Below are 25,491 nucleotides of genomic sequence, written 5' to 3' on the forward strand. Positions count from 1 at the left end.
GCGATATCGACCTCGGCGCAGCCGCAGCACTCATCGGCTCGCCTTCTCCGCGAGATCCCGGACATCAACGATCGGGTTGCCTTGGAGCTCGGTGAACGCGGGAATTCGGAATGGTGCGCCCGCCGCCCTACCGGCATCGGTTTTCGCTGGTCGCCCGGGTACTTCAGCGTCCGGTGGGGTCTCGGTTCCGGACGCCGACTGCGTCGTCGCAGTGCCCGCTCCCCGGTCCGGCATCGACGTGGCGCATGCCGAGATCGCCACCACCACGGTAGCCAGGACCACGAGCCGCCGCGGTCTTCGCCGAGGCGCGGACGTGAAGGGCGGCCGGTCAGGACGCGGGCTGGCCCGGAGTCGGAAGATTCGCGGCGCAAATGGCTTCGACGAATTCGCCGACTTGATGCTCGGGCAGCTGTCGGGCGAGATCCGCCTCGGTGATGATGCCGGCGAGCCGGCCCTGAGCGGTGACCGGGAGCCTGCGGATTCGGAACTCGGTCATACACGCGAGAACAGCGCCGATGTCGGCGCCGACGTCGACGGTATGCATCTGCTCCGCGCCCTGGGTGAGTTCTCCCGCTGTGGTCGTCCTGGGGTTCAACCCGACACCGACGACCTTCACGACGATGTCGCGATCGGTCACGATCCCGACCGGATGGCCTTCGCCATCACAGATGGGGAGCGCGCCGACGTCGAGCTGGCGCATTCGCTGTGCGGCGAAGTCCATGGTGTCGCGTACGTTGATGCACTCGACATCCGGGCGCATGACGGTCTCCGCAGTGATCATGCTGAGCCTCCTCGATACGAACCGTCGGTTGCCGCTCGACCATCACTCGGATCCTGTCTCGGCGGTAGGGGACAAGGTCACCGTCTGGTCCTCGACTTCGAGAAATCGGGCCCTGCGTGCCGTCACCGTCGGCCTGCTATCTTGAACGTCGTTCAAGTTTGAGCGGAGGGTTGTCGTGGAGGGTGTCGAGAACTCTCGGGAGCCGAGGATCGGTATGTCGGCGCGCGATATGGCGCAGATCGCGGTGTTCGCGGCGCTGATCGCCGCGCTCGGTCTGCCCGGGGCCATCACGGTCGGGTTCAGCGGCGTGCCGATCACCGTGCAGACGCTGGGTGTCATCCTGGCCGGAGCGGTGCTCGGGGCGCGCAAGGGCACGGCCGCGGTGCTGGTCTTCCTCGCGCTCACGATGATCGGCCTGCCGCTGCTGTCGGGCGGCCGAACCGGTTTGACCGCGCTGGCCGGGCCCAGCGCCGGATACTTGCTCGGCTGGATTCCCGCGGCACTGGTCATCGGGCTGCTCACCGCCCGGATCCTCCCGAAATACCCGCTCGTGCTCGGCCTGCTGAGCAACGCCGCCGGAGGGATGCTGGTCATCTACGTCTGCGGCGTCGCGGGTCTGCTGGTGCGCACCGATCTGGGAATCGGAGCCGCGATTTCCACCAACGCCGCGTTCATTCCCGGCGACCTGGCGAAAGTAGTCGTCGCGACGGCGGTGGCCAAGGGTGTCCACCGTGCGTATCCCGGTCTGATCCATGCTTAGTCCCGAACTCGGCGGCGCGGACGATCAGCCTGCCCTCGACTTCGACGGCCGCGCCCACACCTATCGCGACCTCGACCAGGCGATCGAGCAGTGGATCGCTCAGCAGGGTGACGCGACCATCTATGACGCGTCGACCCTCTCGGTTCCGGACGCGTTGATCTGCGTCTGCGCCGCGGCCCGGCGCGGCATCCCGGTACTGGTCGAGAATCCCGACGCCCGTCCGCACCGGCCGAGCATCCCGCCTTCGGCGTTTCTCCTGGTGGCGACGTCCGGGTCGACCGGCCGTCCGCGTCCGCTCGCCCGGACGGCCGCCTCCTGGTACGACAGCTTCCCGGCGTTCACCGCGATCACCGGCGTGGCGCCGACCGACCGGGTACTGATCACCGGCCCGTTGTACGCGACCATGCATCTGTTCGGCGCGTTGCACGCGCTGTGGCGCGGCGCCTGCGTCACCGATGACCCGTCGCGGGCCACCGTCGCGCATGCCGTTCCCTCGGTGCTGCGGGAGATGGCCCGGACCTGCCCGCGCCTGCGTACCGCGATCGTCGCGGGCATCGCGGTGGACGACGGTGCGCTGGCCGCTGCCCACCACATCGAGGTCGTCGAGTACTACGGGTCTTCGGAAGTCTCCCTGGTGGCGGCGCGGCGCGTTCCCGAGCCGATGCGGCTGCTCGATGGCGTGGACGCCGAGATCCGCGACGGACTGCTCTACGTCCGATCCCCCTACACCGTGCTCGGCGCGCCCGACTGGTTCGGGATCGGTGACCTCGCAGAACTCGGCGACGACCGCACGCTGACGGTGCGCGGCAGGGGCGACTGCGCGATCAATGTGGGCGGCACCACGGTGGTGGCCGAGGATGTCGAGCGCGTGCTGGAGACACTCGATGGCATCGCCGCCGCGGCCGTGATCGGATCGCCCCATGCCGTTTTCGGGGAAACCGTCACGGCAGCGGTGCAACTGAACGGCCTGGTCGAACTCGACGAAATCCGGGCGCGGGCGCGGCGGGCACTGACCAAAGAGGCGATGCCGCGCCGGTGGGTGCCGCTTCCTGCGCTGCCGAGGACTGCCGCCGGAAAAGTCGCCAGGGGGCAGCTGAAAGACTTGCTGACATGACCCCTGTCCCCGTTCTGGTGGCGCCGCGTCGCACGCCGATCGGCAACGCCGGGCACGGATTCGCCGATCTGACCACCACCGATCTGGCCGCCCCTGTACTGCGCGAGGTGCTCGCGACGCTGCGCGGCGCGGGGATCGACGGCGAGGTGGACGACGTCGTCCTCGGAAACTGCCTCGGACCGGGCGGCGATCCAGCCCGGGTGGCCGCATTGCGGGCGGGGCTTGGCGTGCACGTTCCCGGCGTGACCGTCGACCGGCAGTGCGGCTCCGGCCTCGACGCGGTCATGCAGGCGGCGTCGCGCGTGCGAAGTGGCGCGGACGACCTCATCCTGGCCGGGGGCGTCGAATCGGCGAGCACGGCGCCGTGGCGCTTCTGGCCTCCGACCGCGGACGCCGACCCCGTGCGATACACCCGCGCTCCCTTCGCGCCACAAGGTTTTCCCGATCCCGATATGGGGGTGGCCGCCGATGATCTCGCCCGCGCGCACGGCATCAGCCGCGCCCGGCAGGACGCGTATGCGGCGCGCTCGCACACCCTCGCCGCGGCCGCCGATTTCTCCGCGGAGATCGTGCCGATCGGTGCCGTGCACCGGGACGAGCGCATCCGCGCGGGCATGACCGAGACCCGGCTCGCGCGGCTGCGCCCCAGTTTCAGCGCCGACGGAACGGCCACCGCGGGCAATTCGTGCGGAATCTCCGACGGCGCCGCGGCGATGGCGGTCACCAGCGAGGCAGTGGCCGCGGGGCTGCCCGCGTTGCGGATCCTCGGTTGCGCGGTCGCCGGCTCCGATCCAGCGCTGCCCGGACTCGGTCCGGTGCCCGCGATCCGGAAACTACTGCGCCGCACCGGTTTCAATGTGTCCGATCTCGGCGTCGTCGAGATCACCGAAGCGTTCGCGTCGGTGGTGCTGGCGGTGGCGGACGAACTGGGCCTGGACGAAGCCAAGATCTGCCCGCAAGGCGGCGCGATCGCGATGGGGCATCCTTGGGGCGCGTCCGGAGCCATCTTGCTGGTGCGGTTGGCGAGTCAGATGCTGCGAGCGGACGGCCCCGCGCTGGGGCTCGCGGCCTGCGCGATCGGAGGCGGGCAGGGCATCGCCATGCTTGTGGAGCGTGCGTCGTGAGTGACATCGTGTTCGACTCGGTCTGTCACCGCTTCGGTGACCGAAAGGTGCTGCGCGACATCGATTTGGGCATCAGCGAGCGTCGCGTCGGCATCATCGGCGCCAACGGTTCCGGCAAGTCCACCTTGGCGCGCATGATCAACGGTTTGCTGACGCCGACCTCGGGCACCGTCACGGTGGACGGCGTGGACGCCGCCCGCAAAGGCGCGCAGGTGCGGCGGAAGGTCGGATTCGTGTTCACCGACCCCGATACGCAGATCGTGATGCCCACGGTCGCGGAGGATCTCGCTTTCTCACTGCGGCGAACGGGCCTGAGCAAACAGGAGGTCGCGGCGCGGGTCCGGGAGATCCTGGAGCGGTTCGGGCTCGCCGACCACGCCGATCATCCCGCGCATCTGCTGTCCGGCGGTCAGAAGCAGTTGCTCGCCATCGGCGCCGTCCTCATCCGCAGGCCGGAGGTGATCGTCGCCGACGAGCCCACCACGCTGCTGGATCTGCGCAACACCAGGCTGATCGCCGAGGCGCTCGACGCCGTGGATCAGCAGGTGATCGTGGTGACGCATCAGCTGTCGCTGCTGGAGGACTTCGATCGCGTGATCGTCATCGATGACGGTGCGGTGGCGTTCGACGGCGCTCCCGCCGACGCCGTCCCGGCATATCGGGCCTCGGTCGCATGATCGGCGTCTACCGTCCGGGCGATTCGCCGCTGCACCGGATGCCCGCCGGGCCGAAGCTGGTCCTGCTGCTCGTTGCGATTGTGGCGGCGTCGGTGTTCGTGCGCAGCCCGCTTCAGGTCCTGATCGCCGCCGTCGTCGTCGCGGGGCTGTTCGCGCTGGCCAGGATTCCGTGGCGAATTGTCTTGGCGCAGTTGCGTCCGCTGGTGTGGATGGTGGCGCTGATCGCGGTGTTCCAGGTGCTGATCACGTCCCCGGCGCGAGCCGTCGTGGTGTGCGGTGTCCTGGTGATCTCGGTGGCGCTCGCGGCGCTGGTCACGCTCACCACTCGGGTGAAGGACCTGCTCGACGCCGTCACCCGAGGGCTGGGGCCGCTGCGCAGGCTCGGCGTCGATCCCGAGCGCATCGGTCTGCTGCTGGCTCTGGCCATCCGGTGCGTCCCGCTGCTGGCCGGAATCGTGCACGACGTCGCCGAGGCGCGGCGGGCCCGTGGACTGCAATGGTCGATGACGGCGCTGGTCACGCCGACGCTGGTGCGGGCACTGCGCACCGCCGACGCGATGGGCGACGCCCTCGCGGCGAGGGGAGTGGACGATGCCTGACCTGCTGGCCGCGCGGATCGCCCGGCAGGCCGTCCAGAACCCGCACGCGTTCGCGGTGATCGACCGGCGGGAGCGCATCGATTACCGGGACTTCTGGTCCCGGGTCGTCCGCACCGCCGCGGGGATCGACGGTATGCGCCGAATCGCCGTGCTGCCCACGTCCGATATCGAATCGCTGGTCGTGGTGACGGCGGCGATGCACGCGGGCGTGAGTGTGGTCCTGCTGCATCGCCATCTACTGCCCGCCCAGCTGAGCAGAGTGCTGGAACTCGCGGAGCCCGCAGCGGTCGTGGCCGCGCCGCATCAGCATCGGAGGCTGCGACGGCTGGGATTCGAGGGGAACGTACCGACCGCGGCGCAGCTGGAATCCGACGGCGTGGTGGGTGGTGCGCAGCCGGATGGCGAACTGCTGGTGGGCATTACGTCCGGCACCACCGGCGAGCCGAGACTCTTCGTGCGCGACCAGCGATCGTGGGCGACCACGTTGGATCGCTCCGACCGCACGTTCGACATCGGCGCCGACGATCGCGTGTCGGTGCCCGGCGTCCTCGACCACACGCATTTCCTGTACGGCGCGTTGCATGCGCTGACCCGGGGCGCGACGGTCGATCTGCGGCCGGTCGTCCAGTCGCTGAACAACGGTGCGACACACCTGTATTCGGTGCCGACGATCGCGTGGGACGTGGTGCGGGCGGGCATCGGCCCGATCGAGAGCGTCCGGGAGGTGCTGTCCTCGGCGGCCCGCTGGCCGCGCACGGGACGCCGAGCGTTGCGGGAGGTCTTGCCGAACGCCTCGCTCGTGCACTTCTACGGTGCCTCCGAACTGAGTTTCGTGTCGTTCGACCGAGGACTCGGGGCCACGGACGAGAACTCGGCGGGAGAACTGTTCGACGGTGTCGAGGCGCGGATCCGCGACGGCCTGGTATACGTGCGCAGCGACATGCTGTTCACCGGGTACCTCACCGCGGACGGCGTGGTCGATGGCCCTGTAGACGGGTGGATGACGGTGGGCGACCGGGGCCGGGTGACCGGCAACCGGCTGTACCTGTTCGGCCGGGACTCCGAGATGCTGATCCGAGCCGGACTCAATGTGGAACCCGCCGCGGTCGAAGCGGCGCTCACCGCGATACCCGGCATCGCGGAAGCCGCCTGCGTCGGCGTGCCGGACGAACGCATGGGACAGGCGCCCGCGGCCGCGATCGTCGTGGACGGCGCCGCACCGAGCACCCACGAGATCCGGCGGCGTCTGCGTGCGACGCTACCGAGTCCCAGCATGCCGGTGCGGATCCTGACCGTGGACAGCCTGCCGCGCACGCCGCGGGGCAAGCTCGATCGACGGGCACTGGCCGTGACGCTCGCCGCGCACCGCGACGGCGGGGCTGTCGGCACTGACCGCTGACGCCCGGCGCGACAACGCCATCGCGGGACCGGTTCTTCGTCGTGCCCGAGGCACGGCGTGTTCTCGGCGAGGCGCACGGAGATTCGCCCGAACGGGCAACGCCGCGGTTACCGACCTCTGATACTGGTTGGGTAGGCACGCCATCGTGCTGCCCTACGAGCCGATCTGGGAAGCGACGCACCGAGAATCGACAGGATCCGGCTATGAAGATCAAGAATCTGAATCCGCTCCCGATGGCCGACATCGGCGGTTCCGATCTGTTCATCCCGTTTCGGATGCCCAGCGGTGACATCGGGTTCCTCCCCGGTGACACGTTTTCCGGCACCGAACCGAGAGTTGGCGGACCGAACTGGCGTTCGCCCATGCTGCTACGCAGCAATACGCACGATATGTCCAGACCGATCGAGTTCCAGTCGGCCGCGCGCGGCGCTCGCCAGCTGTGGGATTACGTCCACGACAATCCGGAGTACTCCACAATCCTGCCCTGCGACGCGATCACCATAGGCGGCCGAATCTATTTGTGGGTGATGGTCACCCAGGGGCTCGCCAACGAGCGATGGTGCGAGATCCGGTATTCCGACGACAACGGCGAGAGCTGGACCGACACCGGGGTTCGCTGGTCGACCAGCGCGTACGGCGGCAAGCGCACCATGATCTCCTGGGAGCGCGGTGGCGACGGCTATGTCTACGTCATCTCCACCGGAGGGCTCGCGCGCAACAAGAACATGCTGCTGTGGCGGGTGCGCGAGAATCACGCCGCGCTCACCGACCCGGCGGCCTGGGAGGGATGGGGCTGGAACGGCCAGAACTGGGGATGGGGCCGGAATCCGGGTGGCGACCCGCGATACGGCATCCTTCCCGACGGCACCCGGCTCGGAGAGATCGGGCTACGCCGGATCCAGGGGAACTGGGTGATGTCCGGTTTCGACGCCGGAGCCTATGGAGCATTCGTCAAAGTCGCCGGAAGGATCACCGACAATTGGTGGACGGCGCGAACGTACCGGCCCGTGAAAGGCTCGTTCTGGGCACCGGGGGGCCCGGACATCGTGCCCCGCCTGTACGGCTGTTATGTCCACCCCGACAGCAGGTTCGACGGTGCGTTCGGCATGATCGTGAGCGAGTGGGCGGAATCCGGTATGCCCTATCGCGCCATGCAGTTCCGGATCTTCGGCATCCGTGCGGCGGTCCCGATCACCTAGCTTCATCCGAGCCGGCGACGAATGCCCTAATTGCCGATGTGCTGATTGGACGATTGTCCAAAAAGTCGCGAGGCGATTGCGGTGATTCGGCCAGGGCGGGTGCCGCAGCTCGGTCGGTTAGATTGGAAAACGATGGCTGGTGGTGGACGCTGAAGGAGGCTCGGTGGGCGCGAATGTGGAGTCGATGGCGGGTCCCACGACGTTCGGCGAGCTGGTGACGGAGATCCACGCCCGGTGGGGTTCGCTGTCGGTGTCGCACAAGAAGCTGGCCGAGCGGGTGCTGTCGGACCCGGAGGCGGTGGCGTTCATGACCGTGTCCGAGTTGGCGGGTGCGGTGGGGGTCAACGAGGCGACGGTGGTGCGGTTCGCAAACGGTCTCGGCCTCAAGGGATATCCGGGCCTGACCCGGTTGTGCCAGGAGCGGTTGCGGGAACAGGCGCAGCTGCTGCGCCGATTCGACAACCTGGAACACTTGGTGGCCCAGGGGGCCGGCCTGATCGATAACACGGTGGTGCTGGATCAAGCGAACATCGCGCGCACCTTCGCCGCCATCGAGGAGGCCACCTGGGAGGCCGTGATCGACCGGCTGGCGCGGGCGCCCCGGGTGCACGTGATGGGGTTGCGGAAGTGCCACGCACCGGCCTATCTGCTGGGCTACCTCCTGGGTCTGCTGCGAGAGGACGTGGCAACCGTCACCGGCACAAGGGGCACGTTGACCGACGAACTGCGCCGCGTCCGAGCCGGGGACTGCTTCGTGGCCATGTCGATCCACCGCTACAGCCTCGACACGGTCCGCGCGGCGCAGTGGGCCCGCCGGCGCGGCGCGCACGTCGTGGCCTTGACCGACACCGCCGTATCGCCACTGGCGGCATCAGCGCAGCACACTGTGTATATCGAGGCGTCCAGCGCGAGTGTGCTGCGCTCGATGACCGCCTTCACCTCGGTAGTCCAAGCGATGGCAGGCGCGGTGGCGCACGTCCTCGGTCACGAGGTCCGCGAGACGCTGCTCGACGAGGAGAAGTTGCTGGGCGAGTTCGGCGTCTACTCGGCCGATACGGTCTGAGTACGTCCTGTCGTCGACAGTTTCGGCGCGGGCGCCGCTGCGATCCGGACGGCACGGCGTTGGTGCAGCAAGCCGGCGGCCACCGCGACAGTCGTCACTACGAAAGTCAGCGCGAGCGGAGTCCGGGTGCTGGATCCGAACGCCATCCCCACCACGATCGCCAGCAGCGCGAGCACGACGAGGTACGACAGATACGGCGCGCCCCACATCCGCACCGGAAGCGCCGCGGCCTGCGCGGGGGTGCGGTGACGCCGGCCGGCGATTTGGGTCGCGCAGATGCACAGGTAGACGACCACCGCGACGGCTCCCGAGGAGCTGAGCAAGAAGCTGAAGACCGCGCCGGTGGGGAGGAAATAGTTCGCGATCACCGCCAGGAATCCAACGCTCGCGGCCGCGAGCACGCCGGCCGCCGGAACGCCGGATCGGGTGGTGCGCCCAAGCAGTCGTGGTCCCTCACCGCGTTGTGCCAGCGAGAACAGCATTCGTGACGAGGAGTACAGCCCTGAGTTCAGGCACGACAACACCGCGGTGAGCACGACCACGTTCATGATGGTTCCCGCGCTCGGAATACCCAGCGAATCCAGCACCGCGGTGTACGGACTTTCGGTGATCTTCGCGCTGTTCCACGGCAGCAGTGTGACGATCACCAGGACCGAACCGACATAGAAGACCAGGATGCGACCGGCGACGCTACGCATGCTCCGGCGCACCGCGTGCACCGGATCGGCGGCCTCGCCCGCGGCGATGGTGACCAGTTCGGTGCCGAAATAGGAGAAGAAGACCGTCAGCGATGCGGCCAGCACCGGGGTGAATCCGTGCGGGAACAAGCCGCCCCGGCCGAGCAGGTTCGTCGTTCCCGGAGCGTTGTAGTGCGGAAACGCGCCACAGATCGCCGCGATGCCGATACCGATGAAGACCACGATCGCCGCGACCTTGATCAGGGCGAACCAGAACTCGAAACGCGCGAACGAACTCACCGCGGCGAGGTTCACTCCGGTCAGGGCGCTCATGAAGAGGAGGGCGAACGCCCACGTCGGCAGCGCCGGAAACAACTGATTGGCGATCGCTCCGCCGGCGATGGCCTCGAAAGCGACGGTCACGCACCAGTGATAGGTGTAGACCCAGCCGACCGACAAGCCCGCCCACGGGCCGAGTTCCCGTGACGCGTAACTCGAGAACGAGCCGGTCTCGGGACTCGCGGTCGCCAGTTCGGCGAGCATGCGCATCACCAGGATCACCACGAGTCCGGTGAGGAGATAGGCCAGGACGATGCCTGGGCCCGCGGCCGCGATCGCTTTGCCGCTGCCGACGAACAAGCCTGCCCCGATGACGCCGCCGATGCCGATCATCGTCAGCTGACGAGTGTTGATGGTGTGCTTCAGATTTGCGGTGGGCACGATGCCTCCCAAAGACCGTGGGCTGTGACCCGGGTAACTGATGCTCAGTTATGGAACACCGCTGCCCCCGCCGAATGCAAGCAGATTTGCATATTTGATGGAGAATGCAATTTGTGTGGCATAGTGTCGGTGTCGACCCACAGCACGAGGGAGTGAGCCCATGTCCACGGTGTTGGTGAACAGATCCGGTGCCACCGCAACGCTGACGCTGAACCGCCCGGAGCGGCTGAACGCGGTGACCGAAGAGCTGTACGAAGCGTTGATCGGTCATCTGGTCGTCGCCGAGTCCGATCCGGCGGTGCGTTGCGTGGTTCTGCACGGCTCCGGCCGAGCCTTCTGCGTGGGCGCCGATCTGAAGGCGCACCACTCCGCCTCGCGGACGCCGGCGGAACAGGCGCACTACCTCGAGCTCGCCCAGCGCGCATGCGAGCAGATTCAGACGATGGCCACCCCGGTGGTCGCCGCGGTCGCGGGCTACGCGCTCGGCGCCGGCGCGGAGATAGCGGTGAGCGCCGACTTTCTCGTCATGGCCGAGGACGCGCAACTCGGCTTTCCAGAGGTGAGCATCGGAACATTCGTCGGCGGCGGAGTCACCCACCGGTTGCCCCGGCTGATCGGCCTGCGCCGGGCCACCGATCTGCTCATCCTGGGCGAGCGCTGCACCGGCAGGCAGGCTCACGAGTGGGGCCTGGCCTACGCCGCCGTCGCGGGCGACGTTCTGCTCGAGACGGCCCACGGCCTTGCCGGATCGCTGGCCGGCAAGGCGCCGCTGTCGCTGGCGCGGATGAAGGCCGCCCTGCGGCGCGACGATTCGCTCGAGATCGCGCTGGAAACCGAGCCCCGGCAGATTCTGGAACTGATGGCGACCAGGGACTGGGCCGAGGGCGTGGCGGCCTTCGCCGAACGCCGTACTCCCGTGTTCGAAGGGAAATAGGCATGACCACTCTGGACGAGCGCACCGACATCGGCCACCGCAGCTCCTTGCAACGGTTGCTGGATCCGCGGTCGATCGCCGTCGTCGGCGCTTCCTCCGCTGTCACCAAGCGCGGATATCAAGCCATCCGGTCGCTGCGCGAATCCGGTTTCTCCTATCCCGTCTACCCGGTCAACCCCAAAGGCGGGCAGCTGCTCGGCTACGAGGTATATCCGTCGATCAGCCGGCTTCCCTACGGTATCGATGTCGCGCTGATCGCGTTGCCCGGCGCCGCGGTTCCCGCGGCCTTGCGGGAGTGCGCCGCGGTCGGCGTCGCCGCCGCCGTGGTGCTCGCGAACGGATTCGCCGAGGTCGGGTCGACCGGCGCGGACCTCGACGAAGCGTTGGCGGCCGCCATCGCCGAGACCGGCATCCGGGTGGTCGGGCCCAACACGTCGGGAATGCTGAACGTCTCTTCGGGCGCGAATCTCGTTGGTCTGCAGGCTGTTCCGAAGGGGCCGATCAGTGTGATAACCCAAAGCGGGAACATGCTGCTGTCGCTGGTCAACGACAATGACGTGACAAAGGGCCCGGGTTTCCATGCCTACGTCGGGCTGGGCAACCAAGCCGACGTCCGGTACGACGAGTGTCTCACCGAACTGGCCCGTCAGCCGGAAACCGGCGTCGTGGCGATCCATTGCGAGGGATTCGTCGACGGCCGGGCATTCCTCACCGCCGCCGCGGCGGTGGTGCCGGACACACCGATCGTCGTGCTGCGGGGCGGACGTTCCGAGGTGGGCCGCCGGACCGCGCACTCACACACCGGGTCGATCGCGGGTTCGGACGCGGTCGCGACCGCCGTGCTGCGGCAAGCCGGCGTCGAATTGGTCGATCGGTCCGACGAACTCGCCGTCGTCGCCGGTGCGCTGGCCACCTGTCGGCCGATCGAGTCCGGTCGCAAGGTCGCGATCCTCAGTGATGGCGGCGGCCACGCCACGCTGGCCGCCGACGCGCTGGCTGCCCGCGGCGTCGAGCTGGCGAGGCTCGCGGCGCGGACCCAGCGGGAGCTCCGGGTTCTGCTGGGTGATGCTGCGGCAGTGGGCAATCCGGTCGATGTGGCAGGTGCCACCGATGCGGATCCCGGGGTGTTCGCCGCGGCCGCCGAGGTGCTCATGCGCGATCCAGAAGTCGGCCTGGTGTTGATCATCGGTTTGTATGGCGGCTACCACCTCCGGTTCGATCCCGGCCTGCGTGAACGCGAGGACGCTACCGCCGAACGGTTGCTCGGCCTCACCGCCGAGCACAGCCTTCCACTACTGATCCAAAGCTGTTACGCCGGTGCGGACATCGCCAACCACGATCGGCTGCGAGCGGGCGGAGTGCCCGTGCTCGCGTCGATCGACCACGCTGTGCGGGCGGTGGCGGCGCTGGACCGCCGCGGGCGCGTGGTGTCCGGCGCCGACCGCGACGCGCTGCTGCGGCTTCCGCCGCCGGCGCCCGGGATCGAGGGCACCGGACTGCTCGGGGAGCCGGCGGCTCGCCGCGTGCTCGCCGATGCCGGGATCGATACCGGCGCATGGACCTTCGCGCGGACCGTCGACGAGGTTGCCGCCGCCGTCGCCGGCTACGGGCGTCCCTGCGCTCTCAAAGTGGTGTCGCCGCAGGTGGTGCACAAGTCGGACGTCGGGGGTGTGCGACTGGACGTGGCGGCTGCCGATGCCGCCGACGCGGCTCGCGCGATCATCGACTCGGTCACCGGCGCGGTGCCCGGCGCCCGGATCGACGGCCTGGTCGTTGCGCCCATGGCCGAGCCGGGAATCGAGTTGCTCGTCGGCGCCACCCGCGACCCCATCTTCGGCCCCGTGGTCGCCTTCGGCACTGGAGGGGTGCTGGTCGAGGCGCTGCGCGACGTCACGTTCCGCGCTGCCCCGTGCACCGAGCGGGAGGCCGGGGAAATGATCGGTGAAACGGTCGCGGCGCGTTTGCTCGACGGCTACCGCACCCTGCCCGCGGTGGATCGGCACGAGCTCTCCCGATTCCTGGTCCGCCTGGGTGACTTCGTCGCGGCGCACCCGGAGATAGTAGAACTCGATCTCAACCCGGTCATCGCGACCGGATCGCACATCGTCCCGGTCGATGTTCGAATAGTCCTGTCCGACAGTCCTTCTGGAGACCATTGTGGATGAACCCCTGATGATCGGTCGCGTCGGCGACGTGGTGACCTGGACGCTGAACGATCCCGCGGCCCGCAATCCGATATCGGAGGAGGACACGATCGCCGCCCTCGAGGCGGCGGTGACGGCGGCCAATCGTGATCACAGCGTCCGGGTGGCGATCCTCACCGGCGCCGGTTCCGCGTTCTCCGCCGGCGGCAACATCAAGCAGATGCGCGATCGATCGGGGATGTTCGGGGGAGATCCGGCACAGCTGCGACAAGGTTATCGGCATGGTATTCAGCGCATTCCGAAGGCGCTGTATCACTGTGAGGTGCCCACCATCGCCGCGGTGAACGGCCCGGCTGTCGGTGCGGGCTGCGACCTGGCGTTGCTGTGCGATCTGCGCATCGCGTCCAGCAGCGCGCTGTTCGCCGAGAGCTTCGTCAAGGTCGGTCTCGTCGCCGGCGACGGTGGGAGTTGGCTGCTGCCGCGCGCCATAGGAATGGCGCGAGCGTGTGAGATGGCGTTCACCGGGGAGGCGATCGATGCGGCCACCGCTCTGGAATGGGGTCTGGTCTCGCAAGTCGTCGAGCCCGGCGACCTGCTCGACGCCGCACATCGGCTGGCCGCTCGGATCTGTGCCAATCCGCCGCACGTGCTGCGCATGACCAAGCGGCTGCTGCGCGAGGGGCAGCACCAGAGCCTGGAGAGCCAGCTCGAGCTGGCGGCGGCGATGCAGGCCGCCGCGCACCACACCCTGGACCACCACGAGGCCCTGGCAGCGGTACTCGCCCGCCGCACACCCAGCTCTGCCACGGAACGAGCCGATTACCGCGATCGCTGAACCCCTGGGCAGCGCGGCGGCGGGGATGTCTCCGTCTGCACCAACGCGCGGCCTCCGGATCAGGTGGTGCGGTATGTGCGGGCGACCAAGGCCGAGCGCAGATACCACAGGCCCGACGGTTGTGTCGGATCGAAACCGGTGAGCTGCCCGATTCGCTTGAGCCGGTAGTCCACGGTGTTGGTGTGCACGTGCAGCACGCGGGCGGTGCGCTGCCGGTTGAGGTTGTTGGCGATGTGCCGTTGCAGCGTCTCCAGCAGTTCGGGGTGCGCGTCCAGCGGATCCAGCAGGGAGCCAAGATATTCGCGGCCGGGCCCCGGCCGGGTCAGCTGGTATTCCAGCGCCAGCTCGTCGAAGCGGTAGAGCCCGGCCACCGCCTGCAACCGCTGCACCATGTCGAGCAGTTCGTGCGCCTGGTCGGCGGCGGTGGGGATCTGCGCCGGGGTGGCCTCGACCATGGTCGCGGTGATCCCCACCTGCGCGGCGTGCGAGAGCTGGGTGACCAGCGCGTCCAGCTCCTCGTTGGCGAGGTGTCCGGTCGGGATCAGCACGGTGCCGCCGTCCACGCTCAGCAGCGAGAGCGCGACCTCCCCGCACCGGGTGGCCAGCTCGGCCTGGACCCGGCGCAGTTTCCTGCGCGCCACCACCTTGCCGTCCACCATGGGGTTGCGTTCCTCGCGGTGCGGCGGAATCGCCACGGCCAGCACGGCATACGAGGACGCGATGGCGATGCCGCATTCGCGCGCCATGGTGGAGGTGCTGTGCCCGCCCAGCAACGCCGAGGTCAGGGTGTGCACCGCTGTGTGGTGCTCGCTGACGACTGCCCGCAGCTCGCGGACGTAGGCCATGGAGACCGCCGAGTTGATCATGTCGAGCATCTCGACGACCATTTTCGCGCCGTCGACGAGGTTGTCGTAGTCCTTGATGGACGCGTTGGACACCACCAGATCGAGACCCATCTTGAAGCCCTCGTGGATCGAGTGGTGGATGGTGTCGATCGGCACGCCCTCGCGCGCCCACCCGGCCGCGGCGTCCCCGAGCCGCTGGAGCTTCTCCGGGAGGCCCTGCCCGTCCAGCATGCTCACCGCCAACTCCAGGCAGACCCGGGTGATGGTGGTGACGTCGCCGGAGATGGCGTCGCCCGGCAGAGTGCCGCACGGGATGACGTTCTCGACGAAGTGACCGACCATCTGACGCGATAGCCCGCGGACGTCTTTCAAAGGGGACGACATCGGCTTCCCCGACAGAGTAAGACTCGGCCGGGCCGAACTGTCGACGGACATTGGCGACTCCCTTCCGTCCACCTTGGTGTACAGCGCATTCACACTAATTGGTCGATCTCCTTCGCGGACTGGATCCGCGGGTTCTGTGAGAGCACGGGAGACCGGCCGACGCGTCGCTGTGAACGGTCACAGCGGGTCGGCGCACTGCTGGTCGTCGATGCGACGAGCGCCTGTGAGAGGCGAGCAAACCGTATTGTGATCTATTGTGGGGATGGATAATAGGGCATCGGTGAACCGACGGCGATAGGTTGTCACCATGAAGTGCTATGGCGTGACCGCGAGCGATTCCAAGTCGTGGACCACGATCGCCAACAGCTTTGTCCCGATGGACTATCAGTACGGCGATCCAGAACGGTGGTATTCGGGCCTGACGGTTCAGGAATCGGCGGTCTACCGGTTGTTACGCTGGGAGCAGCGGGGAACCAGCACGTCCTACCGCACGCGGACGAACATCCGCCATCAGCCGTGCGACGACTTCTACTGGGTCGTCGTTCCCGAACGGGGCGTGTACTCGGTTCGGTACCGCGATGTGGAGACGCGGGCGCATTCCGGTCAAGCCACGGTGACCGCGCTGGACGACCTGTGTCAACTCCACATTCCGCTGTTGTCCGCGTACGCGTTTCAGGTTCCGCGCGCGGAACTGGATCATCGCGCGGGAACCATTGGGCGGAGCATGACGATCGACCTGAACTCCGGCCTCGGCCGCGTCGCGCAGGCCATGATCCGCAGCACCCACACCGAACAGGAGAACCTGTCCGATCGCGAGTTCAACGCGGTCTGCGATCGCATCGCCGAGCTGCTGTGCCTGATCTCGGTCGGGGACACCAATCCGCAGCGGGCCCATCACGCCCAGATCGCCGCGCAGATCAGGCAGTACGTGCGCGCCAACGTCGGGCGAGGTGACGTGCGGCTGCCCGCCGTCGCGCACGCACTGGGCTGGTCGCCCCGGCAGCTGCGGTCGGTGCTGCAGCAAATCGGCACCACCTACCGCGACGTGCGGCGGGACGAGGCACTGCGGGCCGCACGCGATTTGCTGGAGGATCCGGCGCGCGAGGAAGTGCCCATCCAGGAACTGGCGGTCCGCGCCGGTTTCACGCCCGCGTGGTTCTCCTCGGCGTTCAAGGCGCGCTTCGGTGAGACGCCACGGGATTTCCGGCGACGCAGGCTGGCGGAACTGGCCGAACCCAGCGGCGAGCGCAGGCCGATGGTCACGCGCTGATCGCGCGAGAGTCGGGCAGCAGGCTGATCGTCAGCTGCCGCAGCCGGGCGGGATCGGCGATCACCTCGTAGGCGGCGACGCGGTCGCCGCGCACGACGACCGTCAACGCCAGCAGGAGTCGGCCGTGCGGCGCGACCAGGATGCCCACGCCGCCGTCGACCAATGCGGGCATCGCCAGCCGCGAGCGGCGGCGCAGCAGCACGGTTTCCCTGGCGACCGCCGCCGCGCCGCGCACCGTCGTCGGCACACCGGCCGGGAGCGCGGCCGGGTCCGCGGTCCGGACCACGTCCGGCGCGAGAACAGCCAGGAGTCTGTCGAGATCGCCGCCGCGCGCCGCGTCGAGAAACGCCTCGACGACGTGCCGCTGCGCGGCGAGATCGACCGGGGCCGCGGCGTCACCGCGCACGCGTTGCCGGGCGCGACTGGCGAGCTTCTTGGCGGTCGTCGTCGTGCGGCCGACGATCGGCCCGATCCGGTCGAACGGCACCGCGAACAGATCGTGCAGGACGAACGCGACTCGCTCGTCGGGGCCGAGCCGGTCCAGCACCACCAGCAGCGCGCGTCCGACCGAGTCGATGAGCACCGCTTCGCGCTCCGGTTCGTTGTCGTCGTCCGCGAGCCGGTCCACGTGGTCGAGCGGTTCTTCGCGCCGCGCCGCGCGGCCGCGCAATATGTCCAGGCAGATCCGGGACACGACCGTGGTGAGCCAGCCCGGGAGGTTCCGCACGTCCGCCACGTCGTGGCGGGCCAGCCGCAGCCACGCCTCCTGCACCGCGTCGTCGGCTTCGGTCGGCGAGCCGAGCATCCGGTAGGCGACCGCGTGCAGGTGGTCGCGCTGCGTCTGGAACTCCCGCGTCAGCACGTCATCGGTGGGCATCCGTCACCTTTCAGCTCAGCCGCCCGTCATCGAGATGACGGATTCGACAGCGCCCAGGTGACCGTGGTGCGGCGTCACCTTGCCGCCGTTCCACCGCACAGACGGGCGCGACCAGGACAGAAGGGTATTTCGTATGGCCATCGCCTATGTCGTCGCCACGGTGCTCGCGGCTGCGGCCGCGTTGCTCGCCGCGGGCATCGACGTCGTCCGCGCCGAGTGGGTTCGCACGAACATGAAAGCGTACGGGGTTCCCGAGTCGTGGCTCGCGCCGCTGGCGGTCATCAAGGCGGTCGGCGGCGCCGGGCTGCTGGTCGGTCTCGCGGTGCCGCCGATCGGCGTGGCCGCGGCCGCCGGGCTGGTCGTCTACTTCCTCGGCGCGGTGCTGACCGTGATCCGGGCGCGCTGGTACACGCACATCGGATACCCGCTGCCCTACCTCGTGTCGGCGGCTGCTTCGCTGGCGCTGTCCATCGCGTCGTAAGCCGGTCGGGGAACGCGCCAGGCGAGATTCAGTCGTCGGTGCGGCACTGCCCCCGAACCCAGTCGCGCCTTCGTACGCACCGGAAGGTACCGGCCCGAAGCTATCCGGCGAGGATGAACTCGGCCGCCTGCTCGCCGATGAACACCGTGGGCGCGTGCGTGTGGCCGCGGATGATCAGCGGCATCACCGAGGCGTCGGCGACCCGGAGTCCTTGCACGCCACGCACTTCCAGCCGTGGCGTGACGACGCTGGCGGAGTCGGCGCCCATCCGGCAGGTGCCCACCGGGTGGTAGAGCGTGTGCGAGTAGGAGTTGAGCGTCAGCTCCAGCACGGCTTCCGGTTCGGCGGGCGCCTGCGGCGGGTAGATCAGTGGGCCGAGCACCGCCTTCATCGACGGCTCGGCGGCGATGCGGGCGCACACGCGCAATCCGGCCATGAGGGCGGCGCGGTCGGCGCCCGCGCTGTCGGACAGATAGCGGGGATCGATCACGGGCTTGGCGGACGGGTCCGCGGCCGACAGCGAGATCCGGCCTCGGCTCTGCGGGCGCAGCAGCACCGAAGCCAGGACCACACCATGCTCGGTCGGGTCCTGAAGCCCTTCGTAGAAGAACGGCGCGGGCGCGAAGATCAGCTCCAGGTCGGGCAGCTCCAGATCCGGCTTGCTGCGCACGAACCCGTATGCCTCGCCGACGTTCGAGGTGAGCATGCCGCGGTGCCGGATCAGGTAGTCCAGCAATTGGCGCGGCTTCTCGGCGCCGAACAGCGAATCACCCGCCACGCTGTAGCCGAGCGCCGCGACCAGATGGTCCTGCAGATTCGCCCCCACCTCGGGCGCGTGGTGGCGCACCTCGATGCCGTAGCGAGCCAGCTCGTCACGGTCGCCGATGCCCGAGAGCATCAGCAGTTGCGGGGTGTTGATCGCGCCGCCGCACAGCACCACCTCGCGTCGCGCGGTCACCGTGTGCGTGGCGCCGCCTCGGCGGTATTCCACGCCGACAGCGCGCGTGCCGTCGAAGAGCACCCTCGTGGCAAGCGCTTCGCTGCGCACCGTGAGGTTCGGTCGGCGCAGGGCCGGTCGGAGGTACGCGTCGGCGGTGCTCCAGCGGCGACCCACGCGCTGGGTCACCATGGTCTGGCTGAACCCGTCCGGCTGCGGACGATTCGGCGGCTCGACGGCATAGCCCGCCTCTTCGACCGCGGCCAGATAGGCGGCGGTGAGCGCGCGTGGACTGCGCTGGCGGGAGACGTGCAGCGGACCCGCGGTGCCCTCGTCGGGATATTGGGCGTTCTCCACTCGTTCGATGCGGCGGAATTGCTCGACGGCCGCGGCGAAGCCCCACTCGTCACCGGCCAGCAGGGCCCATTCGTCGTAGTCCGCGCGGAACCCGCGGACCCACATCATGGCGTTCATCGAGGACGAGCCGCCGAACATCTTGCCGCGCGGCCAGTAGATCTCGCGGTTCTTCAGCTCCGGCTGGGGCTGCGTGAGATAGTCCCAATCCACCTCGGAGCGAAAGAGTTTCGCGAACCCGGCGGGGATGTGGGCGAATTTGTTCTTGTCCGGCGGACCGGCCTCGAGCAGCGCCACCGTGGTGCCGGGATCGGCGCTGAGCCGATTGGCCACCACCGCGCCGGCCGATCCCGAGCCGACGACGACGTAGTCCGCGGAAAGCCCACCTGGTTGCACTGTTCCCTCTCCGATCTGCACCGACTACGGCAAAGATACGAGCAAGTGTGCGCGGCGGGTTCGGTTTCGGCGAACCCGGATGAAGTCGCGGTCCACGCTAGCGCAGGATGAGTCGCGCGGAGACCTCGATCCGGTCGGCGATCTCGGAATACGAGCCATAGCCCATGCCTGCCCGCACCAGCGCGCCCGCGTAGAGCAACTCCAGCGATTCGACCACGTCCGGATCCGGATCCGGGCCGAGCGCGCGGATGATGCGCTTGCGGATCTCGGTCCCGATACGCCCGCGCAGGTGCTCCACGTCGGGGTCGCGGCCGAGCAGGGCGCTGGTGACCGCGCCGGAGAGCTCCTGCTCGTCGGCCACCAGCATGGCGATCGTGCGCAGCTCGGCGATCACCCGGATCTTCGGATCCGGGTCGTCGCTGACCGGTGAGGGGGAAGCGACCAGCCGCCGCCAGAAGATCTCCGCGACCAAGTGCTCCTTGGAGGAGAAGTAGGTGTACGCGGTGGCCGTCCCGACGCCGGCCGCGGCGGCGACCATCCGGATGGTCATGCCCGCGAAGCCTTCGCGCGCAAGCACTTCCACCGCCGAGCGGGTCAGCTTGTCCACGGTGTCGGCCTGCTTGCCGGAGAGCCTGCGGCGGGTCGCCTCCAGCATGACGGAATCGGGTTCGGACATGTGTCTGGATACTACTAGGCCGGACCGAGTGGTTCAGTTCTTGGCCGCGGCGATGCCAGCTCGCCGTCCGTAGAAGCTGCCGTCGCCCAGCGACGCACCGCTGACATAGCCGCCCGCGCAAAGACCGGAGGTGCATCGACCCGCCGCGAACAGACCCGCGATCGGCTCGCCGGAAACGTGCAGCACCCGGGAATCGAGGTCGGTGCGCAGTCCGCCGAGAGTGAAACCCGCGGTGCGGCCGCGCATGTCGAACGCCGCCAGCCGACCACGCAACGGGCGCACCCATTCCGTTTTCTTACCCAGCAGCGGGTCTCTTCCGTCGGCGGCGTGCAGGTTGTAGCACTCCACGGTCGACTGCAACGCCCGCCCCGGCAGGCCCATCTCGGCCTCCAGTTCGGCGACCGTCTCCGCCGCCCAAGTCGGCGGCTGACGGAAGAACGGCGTCGAGGTCTCGGTGGCCAGCGCCTCCTCGTAGGAGGCTTCGTCGATCACCAGATACGCCTGGTTGTCCTGCTGGATCAGCGTCGCCTGCCCGATCCGGCCGGGATAGGTGTCCTCGGGGATGTAGCGCTGGCCGCGTCCGTTGACCAGGATGCCGCGCGCCAACAGCTGCGGGTCGCCGAAGAACGCCACCTCGGTGGCGTCCATGTGCGCCAGTTCCGCGCCGAGTGCCTGCGCCAGCCGGATGCCGATGCCGTCGTGTTCCTCGATCGCGGCGGCGGGTCTGCCGATCAGTCGCGGAGCGTATCGCTCGACCATCTCCTTGTGATAGGCGAAGCTGCCGGTGGCCAGGACGACGCCCCGCTCGGCGCGCACCGCGACCTCCTGTCCGTAGCGGCGGGCCAGCACTCCGACCACGCGATCGTCGTCGTCGACGATCAATCGCGCGATCCGCATGTCGTACTCGACGCCGACCCCGAGCGCCTCCGCGGTCTCGGCCAGCGGCTTCATCAGCATGTAGCCGCCGCTCTTCTGACCGGTGCGCTTGTCGGCCATGCGCGGGACATGGCCGCGCGGAGCCGGTTCGGCGGTGGTGTTGAACGGCGCGGCGTTCTCTCCGCCGGAGTACATCAGTCCCTCGTCGTGCGGCGGCTCCCAGCCCGGCTCGCCCCAGAACGCCTCGCGGAACGGCACACCGCACGCGACCAGCCAGTTGTAGTGCTCCACGCTGCCGCGGCAATAATCGGCGATCTTCGCCTCGTCCGCGCCGGGACCCAGCGCGGCCAACAGGAAGGTCGCCATGTTCTCGGGCGTGTCCGGGAAACCGAGGGCCTGCTGCAACGGTGTGCCGCCGCCGAGGTAGATGAACCCGCCCGCCATCGCGGCCGCGCCGCCCCAACCGCCGGTGCGCTCCAGGATCAGCACCTCGGCACCCGCGCGGGCGGCCTCGATCGCCGCGCACACCCCGGCGATGCCGTAACCCGCGACGACCACGTCGGCTCGGTGGTCCCAGGTCGTGACGCGGCTGGCGCGCAGCGGGCGAATGCTGGTGGCATCGGACATGATTCGGGTCCTTCACTGTTCGGACTGCTCGCGGGCGGCCTTCTTCTGCTGTGCGACTATCGTGCCGACCAGCAGGTCGAGTTTGGTGCCGTTCGGCCAACCCACGTAGTGGCACAGGAACACCGCGACCTCGTGCAACTGCTCTTCGGTGAGTTCGCCGTTGCGCAGCGCGGCCCCGATCTGGATGCCCGCGGTGTCGATGGCGCCCTGCGCGGTCAACGCGCCGAGCAGCAGCAGCCTGCGGTCGCGAATGGTGAGCCCCGGACGCGACCAGATGTCGGCGAAGAGGTGGTCGGCCGTGACGGCGAAATGGGCGCCGGGGTAGTCCTGGAATTCGGTGCCGTACACCTCGGCCATCTTGGCCAGTCCGCGCTGCCGCACGGTGTCGGCGGAACCGTTGTCGCTCATGATGGATGCCTTTCCGATGATGTGCCCGTACCGACGCCGAGTCCCGGTCCGAGCCGGTCGAGGGCGAGTTCGGCCAGCGGCAGCGCGGTGCCGAGCCGTTCGCCGAGTTCCAGGGCCAGTCCGAGGTCCTTCTCGCCGAGATCGCGCACGTGCCGCAGGATCGGCAGCCAGGCGTCGCCGTCCTCGATCGGCGCGGTGGAATCGCGCAGCATGATGGCGCCCGGGCCGCCGGTGACCGCGTCGGAATGCCGCACCACCTTGCCGAGCGCGGTGATGTCCAGGCCCGCCGACTCCGCAAGGCGCTGCGCCTCGGCGGCGGCGGCGAAGGAGACGAAATGCAAGAGATTGCGCGCCAATTTCATTCGCGTGCCCGCGCCGACCGGCCCGGCGTGCACGATGAGATCGGCGAAGCAGCCGAACGGTTCGCGCACCCGCTCGAACGCCGCCGCGCTGCCACCCACCATGACCGCGAGCGCGCCGCGGGCGGCGCCGGGCGCTCCTCCGCTGACCGGCGCGTCCACGAGTTCGACGCCGCGTTCAGCGCAGACCGCCGCGAGCTCCTCGGCGGTGTCGTCGCTGATCGTCGAGTGCACGGCCACCACGGTTCCGGCCGCTGCGGTCCGCAGCACTCCATCGGGACCAGTGACCACCTCGCGGACCTGCGCGTCGTTCACGACGGTGATCGAGATGATCGCGGCCTGCTCGGCCAACTCGGCGGGGGAGATGGCCGCCGCCGCCCCGGCTTCGGTGCAGCGCACGACCGCCTCCGGGCGGACATCGCACACCACGAGCCCACCCGGCCAGCCCAAAAGACGGTGGGCCATCGGCGCACCCATATTGCCGAGGCCGAGAAATCCGACGCGCTCGCTCATGCCTGCACCTCGCTGACGCTCGGCTCCGGCACGAGTGAGTGCTCGGCTGTGTCGATGGTTCGCTCGCTGCGCTCCCTCATGACCGCACGATCTGTCCGCCGTCGACATTGAAGATCTGCCCGGTGACCCAGCTCGCCTCGTCCGACAGCAGGAACAGGCAGGCGCCGACGAGATCCTGCGGAGTGCCGATCCGCTTGAGCGGCAGGCGTTTGACGATGTCGTCGACGATCACGTCGGGGGTCACCGATTTGGTGGCGTCGGTGTCGATCGGGCCCGGCGCGATGGCGTTGATCCGGATGTTGGATCCGCCGAGTTCGAACGCCAGCTGCTGGGTCAATCCGTTGACGCCGACCTTCGCCAGGCCGTAGAAGCTGGAATACAGCCATGCGGCGGTGGACGATTGGTTGACGATCGATCCGCCGCCGCGCTTGGACATGTGCGGCCAGACGGCGCGGGTCATGTTCAGCGCGCCGTCCATGTTCACGCTCATGAACGTCCTGTAGTAGTCCCACGGCACGGTGAGCAGCAGATTCAGCTTCATCTCGCCGTAGATCGCGGCGTTGTTCACCAAGTGGTCGATGCCGCCGAACTCGGCGGCGGCGAAATCGGCCAGCGCGGTGGCCGATTCCGGATCGGACACGTCGAGGAGCCCGAACACCGCGGTGCCGCCGTCGGCGACGATCTTCTCGACCACCGCGGCACCGCCGTCGGCGTTCTTGTCCGCTACGACGACGCTCGCGCCCTCGGCGGCCAGCGCCTGCGCGTAGGCCGCGCCGATCCCTTGGGCGGCGCCGGTGACGATGGCGGATCTTCCCGTGAAACGGGCCATGGAGTTCAGCTCCTCTGTGTTGTCCGGCAGGGACGGTTCATCCGGCGGTGGCGATCAATTTGGTTTCCAGGTATTCCTCGAATCCGGCGACGCCCATCTCGCGGCCGATGCCGGATTGCTTGTAGCCGCCGAACGGGGCGTCGGCGGAATACCAGACGCCGCCGTTGACGCTCAAGGTCCCGGTGCGCACGCCTTCGGTGACGCGTCGGATGCGTTCGGCGTCGGTACCCCACACCGAGCCGGAGAGGCCGTAGGGGGAGTCGTTGGCGATGCGGACGGCGTCCTCGTCACCGTCGTGCGGGATGATCACCAGCACCGGGCCGAAGATCTCCTCGCGCGCGACCGTCGCGGTGTTGGGCACGTCCGCGATCAAGGTGGGTTCGATGAAGAACCCGCGCTCGCGCTGAGCCGGGCGGCCGCCGCCGACCACGATCCGCCCGCCCTCGGCGCGGGCGATATCGAGATAGCGTTCGACCCTGGCGCGCTGGTGTTCGGAGATGAGTGGGCCGCAGACGGTGCGCGGGTCGGCGGGGTCGCCCGGCGGGATCGCGCCGAGGGTGGCCGCGGCGGCCTGCACGGCCCGGTCGTAGGCGGCGCGCGGGACCAGCAGGCGAGTCGTGAGCGCACATCCCTGCCCGGCGTGCACGCACACCGAGAACGCCGCCACCGAGCAGGCGGCCGCGATATCGGCGTCGTCGAGCACGATGAACGCCGACTTGCCGCCGAGCTCCAGAAACGCCTTCTTCAGTGTCGTCGCGGCGCCGGTCATGACGGCGCGGCCGGTGGCCGTGGAGCCGGTGAAGCTGATCATGTCGACGCGCGGGTCCTCGGTGAGCCGCGCGCCGAGCGCGTGGTCGGCGGAGGTCACGATGTTCACCACGCCGGGTGGGATGTCGGTCTCCTCGGCGATGATCGCCCCGACCGCCGCCGCGCACCACGGGGTGTCCGGGGCGGGCTTGAGCACCACGGTGTTCCCCGCCGCGAGCGCGGGGCCCAGTTTGGCGAAATTGATCTGGTGCGGGAAGTTCCACGGCGTGATCGCCCCGACCACGCCGACCGGCTCGCGCCGCAGCACGCGACGGGTCTTGATGCCCATCGGCTCGGCCACACCCAAATCGGTTTCCCACGCATAGGTTTCGGCGAGCCCGGCCGCGTAGCCCAGGTCGGCGACCGGGCCTTCCAACTGCGGTCCGCTGGTGAGCATGGCCGGTGCGCCCGCCTCGGCGATGGTGAGCTCGCGCAGTTCCTCGACGTGTGATTGCAGCGCGTCCCGTAACTGTTCGAGGCAGCGGGCGCGGAAGGCGTGGTCGCGCGACCAGTCGGTGGTGTCGAACGCGGTGCGCGCGGCATCGATGGCCGCGTCGAGATCGTTCGCGTTCGCGTTCGCGGCGTGGCCGAGGATCTCCTCGGTCGCGGGGTTCACCGTCGCGAAGACTCCGTCGGCGCCCTCGACCAGCTTGCCGCCGATCAGCAGGCGAGATCCGTCGGCGGGCAGGAGGCTGTTCATGACCTGGCTCCGATCCTGTCTGGACAAGTGTACGGAATATAGTCTCGGCCTGTCGGCAGTGACAATAACAGGTTCCAACTGATCATTCTCACCGAGGTTCGAGCCGGGGGTTGCCGATCTGCTGTG

24 protein-coding genes are annotated in these 25,491 nt (G+C 68.8%); 13 read left to right on the top strand and 11 right to left on the bottom strand.

Annotated elements, in window-relative coordinates; all coding sequences use genetic code 11:
* Positions 1-328: 328 nt before the first annotated feature.
* Positions 329-781, bottom strand: a complete 453-nt coding sequence (locus ON34_RS11665; protein ID WP_040778178.1) for a CBS domain-containing protein — start codon at positions 779-781, stop codon at positions 329-331.
* A 175-nt stretch (positions 782-956) separates the two neighbouring features.
* On the opposite strand from ON34_RS11665, the gene ON34_RS11670 reads away from it, so the two are divergent.
* From ON34_RS11670 to ON34_RS11705, 8 genes are all read left to right on the top strand, one after another.
* Complete coding sequence (locus tag ON34_RS11670; RefSeq protein WP_174372026.1) at positions 957-1,541, top strand: biotin transporter BioY; 585 nt, start codon at positions 957-959, stop codon at positions 1,539-1,541.
* Positions 1,534-2,655 carry a class I adenylate-forming enzyme family protein gene (locus ON34_RS11675; RefSeq protein WP_040778181.1) on the top strand — a complete coding sequence of 374 codons (1,122 nt, stop codon included), beginning with the start codon at positions 1,534-1,536 and terminating at the stop codon, positions 2,653-2,655. The genes ON34_RS11670 and ON34_RS11675 overlap by 8 nt, the downstream gene beginning before the upstream one ends.
* A complete protein-coding gene (locus tag ON34_RS11680; protein ID WP_040778184.1) occupies positions 2,652-3,779 on the top strand; it encodes a thiolase family protein in 1,128 nt (375 codons plus the stop codon). The genes ON34_RS11675 and ON34_RS11680 overlap by 4 nt, the downstream gene beginning before the upstream one ends.
* Positions 3,776-4,456: an energy-coupling factor ABC transporter ATP-binding protein gene (locus tag ON34_RS11685; protein WP_040778187.1), complete on the top strand. Its 681-nt coding sequence runs from the start codon at positions 3,776-3,778 to the stop codon at positions 4,454-4,456. Before ON34_RS11680 ends, ON34_RS11685 begins: the two co-directional genes overlap by 4 nt.
* Positions 4,453-5,055 (top strand): energy-coupling factor transporter transmembrane component T family protein, encoded by a 603-nt coding sequence (locus ON34_RS11690; RefSeq protein WP_040778190.1) that lies wholly within the window; start codon positions 4,453-4,455, stop codon positions 5,053-5,055. The genes ON34_RS11685 and ON34_RS11690 overlap by 4 nt, the downstream gene beginning before the upstream one ends.
* Positions 5,048-6,454 carry an AMP-binding protein gene (locus tag ON34_RS11695; protein WP_040778195.1) on the top strand — a complete coding sequence of 469 codons (1,407 nt, stop codon included), beginning with the start codon at positions 5,048-5,050 and terminating at the stop codon, positions 6,452-6,454. The genes ON34_RS11690 and ON34_RS11695 overlap by 8 nt, the downstream gene beginning before the upstream one ends.
* A gap of 203 nt (positions 6,455-6,657) precedes the next feature.
* Entirely contained in the window at positions 6,658-7,653 is a 996-nt protein-coding gene (locus tag ON34_RS11700; RefSeq protein WP_083889330.1) for a DUF4185 domain-containing protein, read from the top strand.
* Positions 7,654-7,816: 163 nt separating this feature from the next.
* Positions 7,817-8,716, top strand: a complete 900-nt coding sequence (locus ON34_RS11705; RefSeq protein ID WP_157172266.1) for a MurR/RpiR family transcriptional regulator — start codon at positions 7,817-7,819, stop codon at positions 8,714-8,716.
* On the opposite strand, the gene ON34_RS11710 is transcribed toward ON34_RS11705, so the two are convergent.
* Positions 8,695-10,113, bottom strand: a complete 1,419-nt coding sequence (locus ON34_RS11710) for an amino acid permease (RefSeq protein ID WP_218003870.1) — start codon at positions 10,111-10,113, stop codon at positions 8,695-8,697. The two genes, ON34_RS11705 and ON34_RS11710, sit on opposite strands and share 22 nt — an antisense overlap.
* A gap of 160 nt (positions 10,114-10,273) precedes the next feature.
* Here ON34_RS11710 and ON34_RS11715 point away from each other — a divergent pair, with 160 nt between their 5' ends.
* Genes ON34_RS11715 through ON34_RS11725 form a run of 3 tightly spaced genes read left to right on the top strand, consistent with a single transcriptional unit; the run spans position 10,274 to position 14,026 of the window.
* Positions 10,274-11,047 (top strand): enoyl-CoA hydratase/isomerase family protein, encoded by a 774-nt coding sequence (locus ON34_RS11715; protein WP_040778198.1) that lies wholly within the window; start codon positions 10,274-10,276, stop codon positions 11,045-11,047.
* Positions 11,048-11,049: 2 nt separating this feature from the next.
* Positions 11,050-13,212, top strand: a complete 2,163-nt coding sequence (locus ON34_RS11720; protein WP_040778201.1) for an acetate--CoA ligase family protein — start codon at positions 11,050-11,052, stop codon at positions 13,210-13,212.
* 7 nt (positions 13,213-13,219) lie between these two features.
* Positions 13,220-14,026: a crotonase/enoyl-CoA hydratase family protein gene (locus ON34_RS11725; RefSeq protein ID WP_373291913.1), complete on the top strand. Its 807-nt coding sequence runs from the start codon at positions 13,220-13,222 to the stop codon at positions 14,024-14,026.
* A gap of 59 nt (positions 14,027-14,085) precedes the next feature.
* Here the strand turns inward: ON34_RS11725 and ON34_RS11730 are convergent, their stop codons facing one another.
* A complete protein-coding gene (locus tag ON34_RS11730; RefSeq protein ID WP_040778506.1) occupies positions 14,086-15,306 on the bottom strand; it encodes a PucR family transcriptional regulator in 1,221 nt (406 codons plus the stop codon).
* A 256-nt stretch (positions 15,307-15,562) separates the two neighbouring features.
* Here ON34_RS11730 and ON34_RS33500 point away from each other — a divergent pair, with 256 nt between their 5' ends.
* Positions 15,563-16,525, top strand: a complete 963-nt coding sequence (locus ON34_RS33500) for a helix-turn-helix transcriptional regulator (protein WP_051022395.1) — start codon at positions 15,563-15,565, stop codon at positions 16,523-16,525.
* Here the strand turns inward: ON34_RS33500 and ON34_RS11740 are convergent.
* Complete coding sequence (locus tag ON34_RS11740; protein WP_040778204.1) at positions 16,515-17,402, bottom strand: sigma-70 family RNA polymerase sigma factor; 888 nt, start codon at positions 17,400-17,402, stop codon at positions 16,515-16,517. The genes ON34_RS33500 and ON34_RS11740 overlap by 11 nt on opposite strands.
* A 133-nt stretch (positions 17,403-17,535) precedes the next feature.
* Between ON34_RS11740 and ON34_RS11745 the strand changes: the two genes are divergently transcribed.
* The gene (locus ON34_RS11745) at positions 17,536-17,883 is read left to right on the top strand and encodes a DoxX family protein (protein ID WP_040778209.1); all 348 of its coding nucleotides are present in this window, start codon (positions 17,536-17,538) and stop codon (positions 17,881-17,883) included.
* 100 nt (positions 17,884-17,983) lie between these two features.
* On the opposite strand, the gene ON34_RS11750 is transcribed toward ON34_RS11745, so the two are convergent.
* The 7 genes from ON34_RS11750 to ON34_RS11780 form a co-directional block, all read right to left on the bottom strand.
* Positions 17,984-19,570, bottom strand: a complete 1,587-nt coding sequence (locus tag ON34_RS11750; protein WP_040778211.1) for a GMC family oxidoreductase — start codon at positions 19,568-19,570, stop codon at positions 17,984-17,986.
* A 97-nt stretch (positions 19,571-19,667) separates the two neighbouring features.
* On the bottom strand, positions 19,668-20,246 hold the full coding sequence (locus ON34_RS11755) for a TetR/AcrR family transcriptional regulator (RefSeq protein WP_040778213.1): 579 nt from the start codon (positions 20,244-20,246) through the stop codon (positions 19,668-19,670).
* A gap of 33 nt (positions 20,247-20,279) precedes the next feature.
* Positions 20,280-21,749 (bottom strand): FAD-dependent oxidoreductase, encoded by a 1,470-nt coding sequence (locus ON34_RS11760; RefSeq protein WP_040778216.1) that lies wholly within the window; start codon positions 21,747-21,749, stop codon positions 20,280-20,282.
* A 12-nt stretch (positions 21,750-21,761) separates the two neighbouring features.
* Positions 21,762-22,157, bottom strand: a complete 396-nt coding sequence (locus ON34_RS11765; protein WP_040778219.1) for a carboxymuconolactone decarboxylase family protein — start codon at positions 22,155-22,157, stop codon at positions 21,762-21,764.
* Complete coding sequence (locus tag ON34_RS11770; RefSeq protein WP_040778222.1) at positions 22,154-23,029, bottom strand: NAD(P)-dependent oxidoreductase; 876 nt, start codon at positions 23,027-23,029, stop codon at positions 22,154-22,156. The genes ON34_RS11765 and ON34_RS11770 overlap by 4 nt, the downstream gene beginning before the upstream one ends.
* 76 nt (positions 23,030-23,105) lie before the next feature.
* Positions 23,106-23,858 (bottom strand): SDR family oxidoreductase, encoded by a 753-nt coding sequence (locus tag ON34_RS11775; protein ID WP_040778224.1) that lies wholly within the window; start codon positions 23,856-23,858, stop codon positions 23,106-23,108.
* 37 nt (positions 23,859-23,895) lie between these two features.
* Entirely contained in the window at positions 23,896-25,365 is a 1,470-nt protein-coding gene (locus tag ON34_RS11780) for an aldehyde dehydrogenase (RefSeq protein WP_040778226.1), read from the bottom strand.
* Positions 25,366-25,491: the final 126 nt, after the last annotated feature.

The sequence above is a fragment of the Nocardia pneumoniae NBRC 100136 genome, from assembly GCF_000308755.1.
Taxonomy (GTDB): Bacteria; Actinomycetota; Actinomycetes; order Mycobacteriales; family Mycobacteriaceae; genus Nocardia; species Nocardia pneumoniae.

Excerpts from the sequence above, each read along its gene's own strand:
- ON34_RS33500 (WP_051022395.1), top strand. The coding sequence starts at position 15,563 with ATGAAGTGCTATGGCGTGACCGCGAGCGATTCCAAGTCGTGGACCACG.
- ON34_RS11720 (WP_040778201.1), top strand. The coding sequence starts at position 11,050 with ATGACCACTCTGGACGAGCGCACCGACATCGGCCACCGCAGCTCCTTG.
- ON34_RS11690 (WP_040778190.1), top strand. The coding sequence starts at position 4,453 with ATGATCGGCGTCTACCGTCCGGGCGATTCGCCGCTGCACCGGATGCCC.
- ON34_RS11740 (WP_040778204.1), bottom strand. The coding sequence starts at position 17,402 with ATGCCCACCGATGACGTGCTGACGCGGGAGTTCCAGACGCAGCGCGAC.
- ON34_RS11725 (WP_373291913.1), top strand. The coding sequence starts at position 13,220 with ATGATCGGTCGCGTCGGCGACGTGGTGACCTGGACGCTGAACGATCCC.
- ON34_RS11730 (WP_040778506.1), bottom strand. The coding sequence starts at position 15,306 with ATGTCCGTCGACAGTTCGGCCCGGCCGAGTCTTACTCTGTCGGGGAAG.
- ON34_RS11665 (WP_040778178.1), bottom strand. The coding sequence starts at position 781 with ATGATCACTGCGGAGACCGTCATGCGCCCGGATGTCGAGTGCATCAAC.
- ON34_RS11780 (WP_040778226.1), bottom strand. The coding sequence starts at position 25,365 with ATGAACAGCCTCCTGCCCGCCGACGGATCTCGCCTGCTGATCGGCGGC.
- ON34_RS11765 (WP_040778219.1), bottom strand. The coding sequence starts at position 22,157 with ATGAGCGACAACGGTTCCGCCGACACCGTGCGGCAGCGCGGACTGGCC.
- ON34_RS11755 (WP_040778213.1), bottom strand. The coding sequence starts at position 20,246 with ATGTCCGAACCCGATTCCGTCATGCTGGAGGCGACCCGCCGCAGGCTC.
- ON34_RS11680 (WP_040778184.1), top strand. The coding sequence starts at position 2,652 with ATGACCCCTGTCCCCGTTCTGGTGGCGCCGCGTCGCACGCCGATCGGC.
- ON34_RS11775 (WP_040778224.1), bottom strand. The coding sequence starts at position 23,858 with ATGGCCCGTTTCACGGGAAGATCCGCCATCGTCACCGGCGCCGCCCAA.
- ON34_RS11675 (WP_040778181.1), top strand. The coding sequence starts at position 1,534 with ATGCTTAGTCCCGAACTCGGCGGCGCGGACGATCAGCCTGCCCTCGAC.
- ON34_RS11715 (WP_040778198.1), top strand. The coding sequence starts at position 10,274 with ATGTCCACGGTGTTGGTGAACAGATCCGGTGCCACCGCAACGCTGACG.
- ON34_RS11745 (WP_040778209.1), top strand. The coding sequence starts at position 17,536 with ATGGCCATCGCCTATGTCGTCGCCACGGTGCTCGCGGCTGCGGCCGCG.
- ON34_RS11700 (WP_083889330.1), top strand. The coding sequence starts at position 6,658 with ATGAAGATCAAGAATCTGAATCCGCTCCCGATGGCCGACATCGGCGGT.
- ON34_RS11695 (WP_040778195.1), top strand. The coding sequence starts at position 5,048 with ATGCCTGACCTGCTGGCCGCGCGGATCGCCCGGCAGGCCGTCCAGAAC.
- ON34_RS11760 (WP_040778216.1), bottom strand. The coding sequence starts at position 21,749 with ATGTCCGATGCCACCAGCATTCGCCCGCTGCGCGCCAGCCGCGTCACG.
- ON34_RS11770 (WP_040778222.1), bottom strand. The coding sequence starts at position 23,029 with ATGAGCGAGCGCGTCGGATTTCTCGGCCTCGGCAATATGGGTGCGCCG.